General features: G+C 39.2%; 19 protein-coding genes. 15 read left to right on the top strand and 4 right to left on the bottom strand.

What is annotated here, in order from left to right; all coding sequences use genetic code 11:
• Positions 1 to 5: 5 nt before the first annotated feature.
• The 9 genes from trhA to pepF all read left to right on the top strand — a co-directional run bounded on the left by trhA (position 6) and on the right by pepF (position 8,001).
• Complete coding sequence (gene trhA, locus ABC361_RS13060; RefSeq protein ID WP_413074360.1) at positions 6 to 656, top strand: PAQR family membrane homeostasis protein TrhA; 651 nt, start codon at positions 6 to 8, stop codon at positions 654 to 656.
• Positions 657 to 848: 192 nt separating this feature from the next.
• Positions 849 to 1,073, top strand: a complete 225-nt coding sequence (locus tag ABC361_RS13055; RefSeq protein ID WP_413074359.1) for a hypothetical protein — start codon at positions 849 to 851, stop codon at positions 1,071 to 1,073.
• A 24-nt stretch (positions 1,074 to 1,097) separates the two neighbouring features.
• Positions 1,098 to 2,330, top strand: a complete 1,233-nt coding sequence (locus ABC361_RS13050; RefSeq protein WP_413074358.1) for a putative glycoside hydrolase — start codon at positions 1,098 to 1,100, stop codon at positions 2,328 to 2,330.
• 147 nt (positions 2,331 to 2,477) lie between these two features.
• Complete coding sequence (locus ABC361_RS13045; protein ID WP_413074357.1) at positions 2,478 to 3,044, top strand: GNAT family N-acetyltransferase; 567 nt, start codon at positions 2,478 to 2,480, stop codon at positions 3,042 to 3,044.
• Between the two features lie 17 nt (positions 3,045 to 3,061).
• A complete protein-coding gene (locus ABC361_RS13040; RefSeq protein ID WP_413074356.1) occupies positions 3,062 to 3,199 on the top strand; it encodes a hypothetical protein in 138 nt (45 codons plus the stop codon).
• Positions 3,200 to 3,687: 488 nt separating this feature from the next.
• A complete protein-coding gene (gene spxA, locus ABC361_RS13035; protein WP_099301308.1) occupies positions 3,688 to 4,083 on the top strand; it encodes a transcriptional regulator SpxA in 396 nt (131 codons plus the stop codon).
• Between the two features lie 190 nt (positions 4,084 to 4,273).
• The gene (gene mecA / locus ABC361_RS13030; RefSeq protein WP_413074355.1) at positions 4,274 to 4,903 is read left to right on the top strand and encodes an adaptor protein MecA; all 630 of its coding nucleotides are present in this window, start codon (positions 4,274 to 4,276) and stop codon (positions 4,901 to 4,903) included.
• A gap of 99 nt (positions 4,904 to 5,002) precedes the next feature.
• Positions 5,003 to 6,157 carry a competence protein CoiA gene (locus ABC361_RS13025; protein ID WP_413074354.1) on the top strand — a complete coding sequence of 385 codons (1,155 nt, stop codon included), beginning with the start codon at positions 5,003 to 5,005 and terminating at the stop codon, positions 6,155 to 6,157.
• A 38-nt stretch (positions 6,158 to 6,195) separates the two neighbouring features.
• A complete protein-coding gene (gene pepF, locus ABC361_RS13020) occupies positions 6,196 to 8,001 on the top strand; it encodes an oligoendopeptidase F (RefSeq protein ID WP_413074353.1) in 1,806 nt (601 codons plus the stop codon).
• 2 nt (positions 8,002 to 8,003) lie between these two features.
• Here pepF and ABC361_RS21520 read toward each other — a convergent pair whose 3' ends face one another.
• The 3 genes from ABC361_RS21520 to ABC361_RS13010 all read right to left on the bottom strand — a co-directional run bounded on the left by ABC361_RS21520 (position 8,004) and on the right by ABC361_RS13010 (position 9,653).
• Positions 8,004 to 8,225: a hypothetical protein gene (locus ABC361_RS21520; RefSeq protein ID WP_488199663.1), complete on the bottom strand. Its 222-nt coding sequence runs from the start codon at positions 8,223 to 8,225 to the stop codon at positions 8,004 to 8,006.
• 121 nt (positions 8,226 to 8,346) lie between these two features.
• Entirely contained in the window at positions 8,347 to 9,240 is an 894-nt protein-coding gene (locus tag ABC361_RS13015; RefSeq protein WP_413074352.1) for a ClpXP adapter SpxH family protein, read from the bottom strand.
• A gap of 17 nt (positions 9,241 to 9,257) precedes the next feature.
• Positions 9,258 to 9,653 (bottom strand): globin domain-containing protein, encoded by a 396-nt coding sequence (locus tag ABC361_RS13010; RefSeq protein WP_413074351.1) that lies wholly within the window; start codon positions 9,651 to 9,653, stop codon positions 9,258 to 9,260.
• 166 nt (positions 9,654 to 9,819) lie between these two features.
• Here ABC361_RS13010 and ABC361_RS13005 point away from each other — a divergent pair, with 166 nt between their 5' ends.
• Positions 9,820 to 10,476 carry a lytic transglycosylase domain-containing protein gene (locus ABC361_RS13005; protein WP_413074350.1) on the top strand — a complete coding sequence of 219 codons (657 nt, stop codon included), beginning with the start codon at positions 9,820 to 9,822 and terminating at the stop codon, positions 10,474 to 10,476.
• Positions 10,477 to 10,490: 14 nt separating this feature from the next.
• Here ABC361_RS13005 and ABC361_RS13000 read toward each other — a convergent pair whose 3' ends face one another.
• A complete protein-coding gene (locus ABC361_RS13000) occupies positions 10,491 to 11,063 on the bottom strand; it encodes a CYTH domain-containing protein (RefSeq protein WP_413074349.1) in 573 nt (190 codons plus the stop codon).
• Between the two features lie 99 nt (positions 11,064 to 11,162).
• Here ABC361_RS13000 and ABC361_RS12995 point away from each other — a divergent pair, with 99 nt between their 5' ends.
• From ABC361_RS12995 to fabI, 5 genes are all read left to right on the top strand, one after another.
• The gene (locus ABC361_RS12995) at positions 11,163 to 11,540 is read left to right on the top strand and encodes a UPF0738 family protein (protein ID WP_413074348.1); all 378 of its coding nucleotides are present in this window, start codon (positions 11,163 to 11,165) and stop codon (positions 11,538 to 11,540) included.
• A 19-nt stretch (positions 11,541 to 11,559) separates the two neighbouring features.
• Positions 11,560 to 12,183 (top strand): GTP diphosphokinase, encoded by a 624-nt coding sequence (gene yjbM, locus ABC361_RS12990; RefSeq protein WP_099301299.1) that lies wholly within the window; start codon positions 11,560 to 11,562, stop codon positions 12,181 to 12,183.
• Between the two features lie 17 nt (positions 12,184 to 12,200).
• Entirely contained in the window at positions 12,201 to 13,001 is an 801-nt protein-coding gene (locus ABC361_RS12985) for an NAD kinase (RefSeq protein WP_413074347.1), read from the top strand.
• Entirely contained in the window at positions 12,994 to 13,896 is a 903-nt protein-coding gene (locus tag ABC361_RS12980; RefSeq protein ID WP_413074346.1) for an RluA family pseudouridine synthase, read from the top strand. The genes ABC361_RS12985 and ABC361_RS12980 overlap by 8 nt, the downstream gene beginning before the upstream one ends.
• 88 nt (positions 13,897 to 13,984) lie before the next feature.
• Positions 13,985 to 14,764 (top strand): enoyl-ACP reductase FabI, encoded by a 780-nt coding sequence (gene fabI, locus ABC361_RS12975; RefSeq protein WP_413074345.1) that lies wholly within the window; start codon positions 13,985 to 13,987, stop codon positions 14,762 to 14,764.
• Positions 14,765 to 14,829 lie beyond the last annotated feature (65 nt).

The raw sequence follows: 14,829 nt of genomic DNA, 5'->3' as shown, positions 1-14,829 counted from the left end.
TTTAATTGGCGGAAACGCATATTTTTACGAAACGAGAAGAAGTTGCAAACGCGGTTACACATGGAATTGGGACGTTGCTTAGTATAGCAGCTTTAACTCTACTTATTGTGTACTCGAGTTTGTATGGTACAGCTTGGCATGTTGTAACCTTCACGATCTATGGTGTGAGCATGCTACTTCTTTATGTTTCCTCTACTATGGTTCATAGCTTTCCCCCTGGAAAAGCAAAGGACGTATTTGAAATTTTGGATCATGCAGCGATTTATGTATTTATTGCCGGAACGTATACACCGATTGCGCTCATTTTAATAGAAGGCGCGTTAGGATGGACGATGTTCGGTATTGTCTGGGGCCTTGCGATTGGTGGAACGATATTTAAAATTTTCTTTGTGAAGAAATTCTTATTTATCTCCACGCTCATTTATTTAGCGATGGGCTGGCTAGCGATGATAGCCATTGGTCCAATCTTTAATGCGTTATCCACAACTGGTTTATGGTATTTGGTGATTGGTGGGTTGTTTTATTCAATTGGTACGATCTTTTACATGTGGAGAGGCTTTCGTTACCACCACGCGGTTTGGCATTTATTTGTTATCGCTGGTTCCGTCTTTCATTTTTTTCTTATTTTACACCACGTTTTACCTGTTGGTGTTTAATAGTACGAACACGAAGCGTGCTCACACTTGTCGTGAACATGCTTTTTTTGTGTGAATGCATAGCATGAGTCTGTCGTTAGATGCAATTTGGGAAAAAAGGAAGCTTCTTGAAAAAAATTAGAATTTTTTCTAGCTTTTTGATAGCAATAATGAATTAAGAACGTTATACTTTATGTCGAGGAGGCTCGTTATTTGTATATTACGTTAGATCAATTGTCCACCTATTTAGGACTTACGGAATCGTACATAAAAGAACAGCTTCTTTTAGGAAATGTTAAGGGTGTCTATGACGGTAAACAATGGCTTTTCAACAAAGAACAATTTGCTGTGCAGAAAGATCAGCTTGAGCATAAGCGAAGACAGCTTCTAAAAGAGTTAGAGCTAGAAGAGGACTGGGACGCTCGGGACGAAGATTAACGATAAAATACGGGGAGTGTAAGTATGAACACATTTATGAAACGAACATTCTTTACCATCGGTGCTGGAGCATTAGGATCTGCTCTGCTTTTAGCGGCGACGACTACAGAAGCAAAGGCTGACTCAGGTGTAGCGCTCATGCATTCGCAAAAAGTTGCAAACGAAAATAATGGATTTGAAATCCCTTCTTCATCTGCACGTTTTGTATATCAATCTGGTTACCATTTTGATTATCCAGAAGATGGCGTAAGGGGAATCTTCCTAACCGCTCATTCAGCAGGCGGTTCAAGACTTGATACATTAGTTGATTTTGTTAATGAAACAGATATTAATTCAATGGTTATTGATATTAAAGATGATACCGGAAATATTACGTATATGCCTGATGAAGACTCCCCTTTTTATGATATTGCTAAAAACTATATTGATGATCCAGCGGAAATGATGTCAGTGCTTGAAGAAAATGAAATTTATCCAATTGCTCGTATCGTTGTCTTTAAAGATTCTGTTCTTGCAGATTTAAAGCCAGAGTTGTCGTTTAGAGAGAGTAACGGCGAATTATGGAAAAACCGTAACGGCGATGCATTTGTGAATCCGTTCTTAGAAGAAGTATGGGATTATAATGTTGAAGTTGCGAAAGAAGCTGCGAAAATGGGCTTTAGAGACGTGCAATTTGACTATGTTCGTTTCCCGGAAGGATTCTTAAATCGCTCTGAAAGTTTAACTTACGGTTTAGGGAATTACGATGATGGAGAAGGCGATACAGTCGATAGCAGAATTGACGCTGTAGCTGATTTCGTTGGATACGCGCGTGAAGAGCTACAACCATATGATGTTGATGTATCTGTTGATATCTTTGGAGCAGCAGCACGTGGATTTGAAGAAAACGTTGGACAAGATTTCGTAAAAATTTCTAGAAACGTAGATGTTATTTCTTCTATGCCGTATCCGAGTCACTGGGGACCATTTTCCATTGGAGATATTGATAAACCAGATCTATATCCTTATGAAGTAATGGATGAGTATTCACAGTTAGAAAATGATGTTCTTGATGAGTTAGGCGATGAAAAACCTACGCAAAGACCGTGGTTACAAGATTTTACTGCTAGCTACCTAGGTGCAGGAAATTACACCAATTACGGTGTGAATGAAATTGAAGCGCAAATTCAAGCGCTATACGATAATGATATTCATGAGTTTTTACTATGGAACGCAAGCAACACGTATACAGAAGGCGTTGACTACGTTAACCCATAAAACACATAAAGCCGGTCGATTGGTGCAAAACCAAACGATCGGTTTTTTGCATGAAATGATTTTCATCTGTTTGGGTACACTAGCGGAAACAGGTTTGCTTTTTGTAAAATAACGGTATAATAAGTGAAAAGACAAGGAGGAATGAATATGAAAACATGGTATGATAAGCTTGCAGAGTATTTTCCAATTGAAGAAATGAAATCTGAGGAACACATGAAATTGTTGTTAAGGGAAAAAGGAGATGTGTATCACAAAGATGAAAGTGATAAACACGTCTTGATGTATGTTGAGACAGATGAGTTTGTTTTTGTTGATTATTTATTTGTGTCTAGTCATGCTCGAGGTGAAGGGTTAGGGAAAAAACTACTGGACCAATTGAAAAAAAAGCAAAAGCCGATTATACTTGAGGTAGAACCAGTTGATTATGAAGATACCGACACAGAAAAACGGCAACGGTTTTATGAGAGAGAAGGGTTTACTCACGCGAAATCCATTGGCTATCGTCGGCGTTCTCTAGCGACAAATGAAGTAAATGAACTAGAAATTCTTTTTTGGTCACCAGAGAACGATGATGAAAATACGATATATGAGCAAATGAAACATACGTATGAAACGATTCACACGTACAAGGATGAACATTTGTACGGAGAATCCTATGAACCCGTAAATAAAGTGTTAACGTATGATGAACAAAGCAAACCAGTTAAACCTTAAAAAAGGTGGTGTTTGTGGTGCATAAAAAGAAAAAGCAAAAAAATAAAAAGAAACGACGTATTTGGGAAGATTTATTAAAAAAACGTTTTGGTCGATTTCGAAAACGTCGCTTAAATGATCACCCTTATCCTCAATCAAAAAAATGTAGTGCATAATAAAAAACTCTTTCTATAAGCGCGTGGCGCTTTATAGAAAGAGTTTTTTGGTTGTTGGCAGGAGAATAAAGTTCTGTCGAATTGATTTAATTTCTTACATGTATGAATTTCATAACTCGATCGGTTCGAAAAAATCGAGGCGACATCCGAATGTACTTGCGCTCCCGGTATTTTCTTTGCTTCAGGTGGCCGTAGAAGTCGTCGCCATTTAATAAAAATTGCCGTTACCATCCTTGTAAAATGGATGCACTTAGGGATATGTAAATAAATTGTTTCGCTTTATAGGTTTAAAAAAGAATCGTACAGGGTACTTATACCTATAGTTGTAGTCTTTCACATATTTTTGTTTAATCTTTGTATAAGTTTTACGGTTCAACCCTATACAACTATTAGACAAACTTGTATAATAAGAAATGTGATTAAGTGAACGGATGCAAATAGAATATAAATCTAATTTGATTACTTATGTAAAGGAGAGATTCAATAAGATGGTCACACTACTAACATCCCCTAGTTGTACATCTTGTAGAAAAGCAAAAGCATGGTTAGAAGAGCACAATATTCCTTTCGAAGAGCGGAATATTTTTGCAGCACCACTCTCTGTAGAAGAAGTTAAGCATGTTGTACGTATGACAGAAGATGGAACAGACGAAATTATTTCAACCCGCTCGAAAGTTTTTCAAGAGCTGGATGTTGAACTGGAATCTCTTCCACTACAAAAGTTGTTTACAATAATCAGTGATAACCCTGGTTTGTTACGTAGACCGATAATATTCGACGAAAAGCGTCTTCAGGTTGGTTATAACGATGCGGAGATTCGTCGCTTTTTGCCACGGAAGGTTCGTACATTCCAACTTCAAGAAGCACAACGTCTTGTTAATTAAAACCTTCTGTAGAACACAGAAGGTTTTTTCTTGACTTTTAAAAATAAATAAGAGAAAATTATAAATCAATAATCTCGCCGAAAAGATGCAGATTCATTTCATTTTTTTCGTATCTATCATACAATAGAGATAGAGGATCTGCTCACTTCTTGAGTTGAACAACCATTATCCGTTAGGAGGGGGAGCGAGAATGGAGATTGAACGCGTAAACGAGTCAACGATTCGATTTTTTATTACGTATAAAGATATTGAGGAACGTGGTTTCGAACGTGATGAGATCTGGTATAATCGTGAACGAGGAGAAGAACTCTTTTATGACATGATGAATGAAGCAAGCGATCGTGATGATTTTGAACTTGACGGTCCATTGTGGATTCAAGTTCATGCACACGACAAAGGCTTAGAAATTCTCGTGACACGTGGCCAAATTTCTGATGGGAATATGAAGCTTGAAATTCCAGTTAAAGAAGACGACTTGGAAGAAAAAGACGTCGATCTTGATGAGATAAATAAACAAGTGGATTCTCAGTATGATCAGCTTGAAATTATTATTGGCTTTAGAGAACTGGAAGATGTCATTTCATTGAGCCACTCTGTTCAGCCTGATCATGTGCCGAATAGTTTGTACCACTATGAAGGGCGTTACTTCTTGCACATCCATTTCAGTAATGATCACTACACGGAGGATGAACAAGATAACTTGTTGAGCCGAATGCTTGAATATGGGTATGAGTCAGAATTGACGATTCATCGATTAAAAGAATACGGAAAAGAAATTGCTGTTGACAATGCACTAGATGTGATTAAGACAGCGTTTTAATAAGGACGTCTGCGGGCGTTCTTTTTTTGTCTTTTTTTGCAGGAGTTTGGTGCTACATACAAGAATGTATGGAAGAAAGAGCTAGCGAGGAGGGATCATTTGTTTATTGCACGTAATCGAGCGAATGAATCGATTTATATTAGCCGAGCTTATTCCGAACAGTATTGGGTATTAAAAAGAGAAAAGGAGTTATTCTTTTGTCCTGCTTGCGATCGTGAAGTTGTAATCAAGTTAGGGAATAAACGGAGCTGGCACTTTGCCCATCGCGTGTCAACATCGTGTACAGGAAAAGCAGGCAAGGAGACAGTCTTACATGAACGAGGAAAAAAGATGCTTTACACCTTTTTTCAGAAAAGCTACCCGCAAACAAAACTCGAATCGTACTTACCTCAAACAAAACAGCGTCCAGACATTTTAATAGAAGCCAATCAATTTGTTATTGAATACCAATGCTCTGTCATCAGTGTAGAACAAATCGTAAAGCGAAACGATGATTATCACACTCAACGATTAAAGCCGATTTGGGTCTTAGGTTCAAACCGATTAAAACGTCTTGGTGCTAGTATGTTTCGGCTTCAGGAATATGAATATTATGCGATTTTTACGAACAATCAACAGCGATACCTCTACTATTTTGACCCCAACATTCAAACCTTCTGCCTCCTTACAAATTTGATCAGCATACACAAAAACCTTATCTTGGCAAACTGCCATTTTATAAAAATGGAACAACTCTCACCAGCAAGTTTCTTTTTTCCTCGACCTAGTCATTTAACAGCTATCGAGGGGGGATACGATACTTTTCGAAAAAAAGCTTCAACACGAACGCTTCTGCAGTTTCCTTATTTACTAACATATTATCTACAAATGCAACGTCAGCAAACACCTCCAATTGTTGGCTGGTCTCTTCCAGCACAACTGTACTTCCTTCCTTCTCCTTATGAATGGCAAACTTTTTTTATTTTTGAAGGTCTTGAGAAATTTCCACTCCATCAAACCTTTTCACTAACGGTAATCCTAAACCAATTCCAATTCATGTACGATCGATATCAATGGCGTGTAAGGACGCGATGTACACCTGAAACAGTACAGTTCCTTATCGTTTCGCAATATATAGAGTTACTCATTTCGTTTGGATATTTAAAACGACAAAGGGATTCCATTTATGAACGGATTTCAAATGCTGTGGACATTAATGAAGAAAAGATAGGACTCTTGAAAAAGTGGTCTGAAACATGCGGTAATTTTAAATAATTGTTATAATGAAAAAATAACAATTAGGGGGTCAAAGAATGTCAAACGACAACATTTTAAAGCGCGATGAAATTCCTGAAGCATCCACTTGGGATTTAGAGTCGATTTTTACAACGGTTGAGGAATGGAGTGAAGCCTGTACTGAAGTACAAGCTGAATCAGATATGTATCAATCATTTAAGGGAAAGGTGACGGAATCAGCGTCGACCTTGTATCAATCGCTTGAGAATTATTATGAACTGGAAGTGAAGGCATCTAAGATTCTCGCTTATGCACGTCACTATAGCGATGTTGATAAAACAAACGCTACGATGCAAGAACGTAGTGAAAAAGCAATGCAACTTTATATATCCTTTCAAGAGAAGACCGCTTTTCTTGAACCGGAAATTGTGGGCCTTGATTCGGAAACATTAAAAACGTATGTAGAGCAATATGAACCACTGGAGAAATATGAAGCGTATTTTTCGTTCATTGAACATCGCAAGGACCATATTTTATCAGACCATGAAGAAGCTTTGCTTTCCCGTCTTAAAGAGCCTTTCCACGCTTCAAGTCATACGTATTCCCTATTAACAAATGCAGATCTAACGTATCCGCCTATTCAAGGTGAGAAAGACGAGGAAATCGCTGTGACATCAGGCCGTTTTTTAACGTTGATGGCACATCCTAATCAGTCGATTCGAAAGCAAACGTACAAATCATTTTATCAAACGTATGAACAATTCAGCCATACAATTGGCTCTCTATTAAGTGGAGAAGTGAAGGCTAAGCATTTTGAAGCAAGAATGAGAGGTTATCGCAATGCAAGAGAAGCAGCTTTGAACGAAACCTTTATTCCAGAACGAGTGTATGATCAACTTGTAGATACTGTAAATGAGCATCTCCCTTTGCTTCATCGTTATATGAAGTTGCGGAAAAACCAGCTTCAACTCGAAAAACTTCATATGTATGATGTTTATACACCAATCGTAAAAGATGCTGAATTAACGTATACATACGAGGAAGCAAAAGAAACTATGCTTGCTTCACTTGCGCCCCTCGGAGAAGAATATGTATCGATTGTGCAAAAAGGTTTAAACGAGCGGTGGGTGGATGTTTATGAAAATAAAGGGAAAGATAGTGGTGCGTATTCTGGAGGGAGCTATGCGACAAAGCCATTTATTTTAATGAACTGGCAAGATACGCATAGTAGTTTATCAACCTTAGCGCACGAATTTGGGCATAGTGTTCATAGCTATTATACTAGGAGCACGCAACCTCCAGTCTATGGACACTATACGATTTTTCTAGCTGAAGTAGCATCAACGTTAAATGAGTTGTTGCTTCATCGATATTTAATGCAGAAAGAGCAAGAGAAACAAAAAAAGATTTACTTGCTTAACCAATTGCTTGAAAGCATTCGAACAACAGTGTTTAGGCAAACCATGTTTGCTGAATTTGAACATATCCTACACACGAAACATGAAGAAGGGTCAGGCGTGACAAAAGATTCATTAGCAGAAGCTTATAAGGCTCTTAACGAAAAATACTATGGGCCAGATGTTGTCACAGATGATTGGATTGCTTATGAATGGGCAAGAATTCCGCATTTCTTCATGAATTATTATGTGTATCAATATGCGACTGGTTTTAGTGCGGCTGTTGCGGTTTCGGAACAAATTTTAACGGAAGGAGAACCAGCTGCCGAGCGATTTGTTTCATTTTTAAAGTCAGGCATAACTGATTTTCCAATTAACTTATTAAATAAAGCAGGAGTAGATATGACGTCTGCCGAACCTGTGCAAGCAACCATGAAGCGGTTTGAAGAAACGCTTCACGAACTAGAGCAGTTGCTTGAGCAGTGAGGCTAACCACGTGATCGGTAGCCTTTAAAACGATGTTTTTTTTGGGTAGGTTTAAAGAAATAATAGCTAGCAAAAAACAACAATGGTGCGGCAAGCCAAATTGGGAATAGGTGCAGCAAACTCAGTAAATAAAGGCAAAATGCGATGAGCAAAATGGCAAAACGTATAAGAAAAACACTCTTCTTCAATGGTGATACACCCCTTATATGTAAAAGAACTGTCACATGACGTTGAAGGTTCTACTTGCTTTCTTCTTTCATTATACGTTAAGATAGATTTTGCATGTCACATTCCTTTTGAAAAAATAAAGAGCGACGCCTCCGTAACCGGGGGGCGTCGCTTTTCTTATGCTATCCACTTCCAAAACGTTCCATATTTAAATGGAACAGCTTCTACTTTTTGTTGCAACATCAAGGTTTTTAACGATCGCTCTACTTCCTCTGGACTTTTATCAAGCACAGTCGCAATTTCTGACGTTGCTAGAAAGCCGTAATGGCATAAAAATGCTTCTAGCTGAGGGTGAGACGCTCGTTCTGGTTTATGCCCCAACATGTCTTCGAGCAATTGTTCATAAATATGATACGGGTAACTTCCAGAGATTTTGATGCCAGCTTCCTCGGAATTTCCGTTAAAAAAAACAAGGCTTGGAACAGATTCAACATCCATTTCAGACGTTGTTTGAATATCACATTGAAGTGCTTTCGTTGCCGTAGCTGAATGAAGGTCTGCTAAAAAGACATCTTCATCAAGTCCAGCTTCCTGTGAACATTCTTTTAAAATTGCTTCATCAGTTACGTTGCATTTCTTTAGAAACAATGCTTCACGTAGCTTTCTTAGAAAGCGAAGTCCTGCACGTGGGCCTTGTAGTTCAGCGGCTTTTACTGCCATAAACGCATTATATGGGTGAAGGTCCATTTTATTTAGTTCAACGTTTCCAGCACAGCACATCGTTGGATCAAGTGTTTGCTCTCGTTGGTTTCTCTTCTTAAGAGAACGGTCAAAAGCATTCCAATGTGAAAGTTTACCGGCTAGTAAAATGCGGACTTTAAAATAATGACCATACTCAATTTGCAACTTCTTTATAATTGGTTCCATTGACCAACACTCTTGACAAAGTGGGTCGATAAAAAGATAAATTTCAATCGGTTTTTTTAATGGCAATCGTTCGCGTGAGTCGGAGATGCCACAAATACCCAGTTCTTGGTTACATTCTTCAAAGGAATGACGTTTAAGGTTCATGGTACAACTCCTTTCTTTTATCTTGGTGTTGAAGCGTGATTGACCATATGATGTGCAGTAAGTGTAAGGCGCTGCATCATAAAATCACGAATGTCACCGGATAAATGCACGTCGTCCATCGCCTGTTCCATACAGGACAGCCAAGCCTCAGCTTGGATAGGGGTAATGACAAAAGGCATATGTCGTGCTCGAAGCCTAGGGTGACCGAACTCCTCAGTGTATAATTGAGGACCACCAAAGAACTGCGTTAAGAATTTTTTTTGCTTGTCTTTGGTCTCTGTTAAATCATCAGGAAATAAATGTTGTAGATCGCTATGCTGTTTAACGTAATCGTAAAACGCTTCAACGAGGTGGTCGAGTGTTTCTTCACCACCAATTAAAACGAATGGACGCTGATTTTCTTGGTCAGACACCTTTACCTTCGCTCCTTTTAATTCAATACCATACATCTATTGTAGCAACGATTAAGAAGTTGGGCAAATCATGTGTTTTAGAATAGATAAATAGGGTAATCTATATTGTCTAAAATTAGCGATCCTTGTACAATAAAGAAAATGATTACGGGAGCAGGTGAAGCAAGTGACAATTCAATTCTGGCCAGAAACAACCATTCATGCGCAAGCTTCTTTTAATCAACCTAGCCAAACACACCAACAGGATTTTGATTCCTTTTTACTAAAAGCCATGCAGCAAACGCTTACGTCTCAAACGTCTGGACTGCCAATGCCGTTTTTAATGCCGTTTTTAAATGGTCAACAAATGATACAGCCAAATGAAACGAATCAAGCAAATGTTGAAACGGTGTACCCAACATCGAACCAAGCTTCTTCGCTTAAAACGGTCAGCGATGCTAACGCTCAACCTTATTTACCGCTAATTGAACGAATTTCGAAAGAACATCAAGTGGATCCGAATTTAACGTTAGCAATTATTAAACATGAATCAAATTTTAATGAGAATGCGGTTAGTTCGGCAGGAGCAAGTGGATTAATGCAGCTTATGCCTGGGACGGCACGGGGGCTAGGTGTTACGTCTATCTTTGATCCCGAGCAGAATATACGTGGTGGTGTGCGCTATATTAAAGATATGTTAACCCGTTACAATGGAGATGTCTCTTTAGCGCTGGCGGCGTATAATGCTGGCCCGGGAAATGTTGATAAATATGGCGGCATTCCTCCATTTAAAGAAACGCAGGCGTATGTGCCAAGAGTATTACAGACATTTAAGCAGCTGTAAAATCAAACGTTGTCTTATGAAAGGTAAGGAGAAGACGCAAAGAATCGAGCGACTTTGTTTTTAGCTGCTTTATACTCAATTTGTTGTTCGTGTAAAAGTTCAAACAGAACAGTTCTTGCTTGTGTCATAGACGTTCCTTCATATTCAATTTCAAAATCTTCTCGATCATTGTATACACTATGGTCAAGGCAAATCATTCCTTTTTTATACGAATAAGTCGAGCGATGGGTTGTTAATTGCCCATAGTGATGAAAAGAAGAGGCGTTTCCTAACAACGCTTCAATCGCTGTTTTTACGGCACCTTCAGGAAGGGTGCCTTTCTTTAGTAATGCCAATTCTTCTGCATGTATCGATTGATGTGTTTCGACCATGCCTTCCTCCGTTTGCTGCTTTAATGTGAGCGTAGCTTTTTGTTCTTTTGTACGAACGCGTAAAGCTGCAGTTTGCTGCTTTAACATGAACGCTTCTGTATCGTAGTAGTCATTCGTTTGCGTAACAGCGTTCTTTTTACCGAACCATTGTTGTAAGGTTGTATATTCTTCTTTTGTTAAAAGGGATTTTGCCTCGTATTCCATTTCAGTTGTCATAATGTTCGCTCCTTCATGATCCATTCTCTCATCGTGTGTGTTTTAGATCCTTTTTATGATAAAATAAAATCGGAAAAAGAGGCAAGTTGGAGGTTTTGGATGAATTATTTACATGTAAAGGCTGTTGAAGTAGACGAGGAAGTTGCAACGGTATATTTAAAGCAAGAGCTAGATGAACGACTTGGAAAAGAAATGAAAGATGGAGAACGAATTCTTGTGGATTCAGATGAATTTGCTTTTATTTATATAATTGAAGATCAAGAAGGTTTTTATGGAATTCGTTTTAATGAGCAGGTTTGGCCACAGCTAAAAGAGGGTTTTAACAAAGGAACGACTTATTTTCTTAAGTTAAATGAGATGACCCGGCTAACGCTAGCTGAATTTAATGAAGAAATGTCCTTTCTGCTAGAAAATATCAAAGGAAATGGAAACTATGGAGAAGCGTTCGAACAAACCGTTAAGGCTGTGTTTGAATAGCAAAAAGTAGGTGATAAAAGTGGATTGGGATTCTTTTTTAACGCCCTATAAACAGGCAGTAGACGAGCTTAAAGTGAAATTTAAAGGGATACGTGAACAGTATCAAAAAACATCGCTTCATACACCAATTGAGTTTGTTACAGGTCGTGTCAAACCGATATCGAGCATCTTGAATAAGGCAGAACGAAAGCAAATCCCGCTTGACCGCTTAGATGATATGCAAGATATTGGTGGTGTTCGCATCGTCACGCAATTTGTAGAAGATATTGATAAAGTCATTGATTTAATACGATCACGGACCGATTTTGAGATTGTTTCAGAACGAGACTATGTTAAAGAAAAAAAACCAAGCGGGTATCGCTCCTACCATATGATGCTACGTTATCCAGTGCACACGATAAAAGGGAGCGAGCATGTGATTGTTGAGCTGCAAATCCGAACGATGTCAATGAACTTTTGGGCAACCATTGAGCATTCATTACGATATAAATATAGTGGTGAAATTCCTGATGATATTAATATGAGGCTGCAGCGTGCATCGGAAGCAGCGTTTTGGCTAGATGAAGAAATGTCGATTATACGTGATGAAGTACAAGAAGCCCAACGTATCATTACGGCTAAACAGCGACAAAATAGAGGGTAAAACAGGGGGCGAATGGCTTGAAATTTACAGTTGCTTCGAGAGGGGATCACCTCTCGAATGAATTGTGCGAATCCATGAAAGAAAAGCTGTTAAAAGCAGATTTGACTCTTGACCATGAGGCGCCAGACATTGTCATTACAGTCGGTGGGGATGGCACATTACTCGAAGCGTTTCACTTATACGCACACCGTTTGGAAGAAACGGCTTTTGTTGGTATACATACAGGTCATTTAGGTTTTTACGCGGATTGGGTTCCTGAAGAAGCAGATCATTTAGTGACACATATTATTAAAACACCATATCAAATTGTGGAATACCCTTTATTAGAAGTTGTTATTCGTTATCGAGACGGACGAGCTTCTCGACGTTATTTAGCATTAAATGAGTCAACGATCAAAAGTTCAGAAGGATCTCTCGTTTGTAATGTAGAAATAAAAGGAGAAGCGTTTGAGACGTTTAGAGGGGATGGCTTGTGTATGTCCACGCCATCTGGAAGCACAGCCTATAACAAGGCGCTAGGTGGAGCCATTTTACACCCATCACTTGCGTCAATCCAGCTGTCTGAAATGGCTTCAATTAACAATCGGGTTTACCGTACGCTCGGTTCACCGCTCGTCTTACCACAACATCATACGTGTTTACTTAAGCTATTAAACGATGTCTCTGTTCAAGTGACAATCGATCATTTTAATGTTCCTATTTATGAAGAAAATGTAGATACTGTTCAATGCCGTGTTGCAGAAGAAAAAGTTCGGTTTGCTCGCTTTCGACCATTCCCTTTCTGGAAGCGAGTGAAGGAGTCGTTTATTAGTGAGTAGAACACAATTTATTTGGCGCGTACAAAAAAGTGAGCACACTCTCTCACTGCGCGCTTTTTTACGTGAACGAAAGAATCTCTCAAAGCGCCTTCTTTCCGCCATTAAATTTCAAGGTGGAGGACTTTATGTTAACGATCAATCCGTTAGCGTGAGGGCTGAACTTAAAGAAGGAGATGAAGTTCGGATCTTTTTACCTGTTGAAGAGGTAAGTCCATCTTTAAAGCCGCAAAAAGGGACATTCCAAATTTATTATGAAGACACGGATGTGCTTGTTGTTCATAAACCAGCACATGTTGCGACAATCCCTTCAAAGGATCATCCCGATCATACACTAGCAAATGCCATTATGTATTATTATCATGAAAACGGGATTCATGCTACGTTCCATGCTGTCAACCGTTTGGACCGGGGAACGAGCGGATTGTTGCTTGTTGCCAAACACCGTTATGCCCATGATTTGCTTTCGAAAGCACAGAAGCAAGGGGAATTAAATCGATCTTACGCAGCATTGGTAACAGGTGCACCCCCAAGGCAAGGAACGATTTCAGCTCCGATTGGAAGGAAACAGACAAGCATTATTGAACGAGAAGTGCGTGATGATGGAAAGCCTGCCGTTACCCATTACAAACGCATCGCGACGAACGGTAAATGGAGCCTCGTCCATTTAAAACTGGAAACTGGGCGGACTCATCAAATTCGTGTTCATCTTAAAACGAGTGGATACCCAATCATAGGCGATGGGTTATACGGAGGAGACCAGCGTATATTTACACATCAGGCGCTTCATTGTTTTCAACTACGTTTTACGCAACCACTGACGAATGAAAAAAAGATCATTCAAAGTGAACTTCCGAGCAGCTGGGATATATATATGAAGGCGATGAAAGAAGATTAATAGGGGATTTTTTAGACGTAAGCTAGTTGCGTGTCTAAAAATGTGATAAACTATTAGTACCTGATAATAAAAATGGAGGATGATTCCGATGAAATCAATTGAATTAACAGGCCGTACGTATGTTGTAATGGGTGTTGCGAATAAACGAAGCATTGCGTGGGCAATTGCTCGATCATTAGATGAAGCAGGGGCAAAAATTATTTTTACATACGCTGGTGAGCGGTTAGAGAAAAACGTTCGTACGCTTGCTGAATCCCTTAGTGGAGAGCATCTTGTGTTGCCTTGTGACATAACGAGTGATGACGAAATTGATGCGACATTTGCACAAATCAAAGAACAAGTAGGGACAATTCACGGTGTTGCGCACTGTATTGCCTTTGCTAATAAAGAAGAATTAGAAGGCGAGTACTTGAATGTAACGCGTGAAGGTTACTTAATGGCACAGAATATTAGTGCTTACTCGTTAACGGCTGTTTGTAAAGCTGCCCGTCCGCTTATGACGGAAGGTGGCAGTGTGATTACAATGACGTATTTAGGTGGCGAACGAGTAGTGAAGAACTACAATGTCATGGGTGTTGCAAAAGCGGCATTAGATGCAAGTGTGAAGTATTTAGCGAATGATTTAGGGAAAGAAGGCATTCGTGTAAACGCTATTTCTGCTGGTCCGATTCGTACATTAGCGGCTAAAGGAATTGGCGGTTTTAATGATGTTTTAAGAGAAATCGAAGAAAAAGCACCGTTACGAAAAACGACAACGCAAGAAGAAGTTGGCGATACAGCATTATTCTTAGTAAGTGATTTGGCTCGTGGAATCACTGGCGAAATGATTCATGTTGATGGTGGTTATAGCACATTATCGTTAGTTTAGACAGGAAGGGCGTCCGGAGGGCGCTCTTTTTTGTGTGACATTCTTGTCTCTTCATATTTAGTTGA

This window comes from Shouchella phoenicis (genome assembly GCF_047238345.1).
In the GTDB taxonomy this organism is placed as follows: domain Bacteria; phylum Bacillota; class Bacilli; order Bacillales; family Bacillaceae_D; genus Shouchella.
This window is presented reverse-complemented; position numbering and strand designations above follow the sequence as displayed.

Bases quoted from the DNA above. Each gene is read 5' to 3' on its own strand.
- ABC361_RS13050 (WP_413074358.1), top strand. From the start codon at position 1,098: ATGAACACATTTATGAAACGAACATTCTTTACCATCGGTGCTGGAGCA.
- ABC361_RS13015 (WP_413074352.1), bottom strand. From the start codon at position 9,240: ATGAACCTTAAACGTCATTCCTTTGAAGAATGTAACCAAGAACTGGGT.
- fabI (WP_413074345.1), top strand. From the start codon at position 13,985: ATGAAATCAATTGAATTAACAGGCCGTACGTATGTTGTAATGGGTGTT.
- spxA (WP_099301308.1), top strand. From the start codon at position 3,688: ATGGTCACACTACTAACATCCCCTAGTTGTACATCTTGTAGAAAAGCA.
- pepF (WP_413074353.1), top strand. From the start codon at position 6,196: ATGTCAAACGACAACATTTTAAAGCGCGATGAAATTCCTGAAGCATCC.
- ABC361_RS13045 (WP_413074357.1), top strand. From the start codon at position 2,478: ATGAAAACATGGTATGATAAGCTTGCAGAGTATTTTCCAATTGAAGAA.
- ABC361_RS12995 (WP_413074348.1), top strand. From the start codon at position 11,163: ATGAATTATTTACATGTAAAGGCTGTTGAAGTAGACGAGGAAGTTGCA.
- ABC361_RS13000 (WP_413074349.1), bottom strand. From the start codon at position 11,063: ATGACAACTGAAATGGAATACGAGGCAAAATCCCTTTTAACAAAAGAA.
- mecA (WP_413074355.1), top strand. From the start codon at position 4,274: ATGGAGATTGAACGCGTAAACGAGTCAACGATTCGATTTTTTATTACG.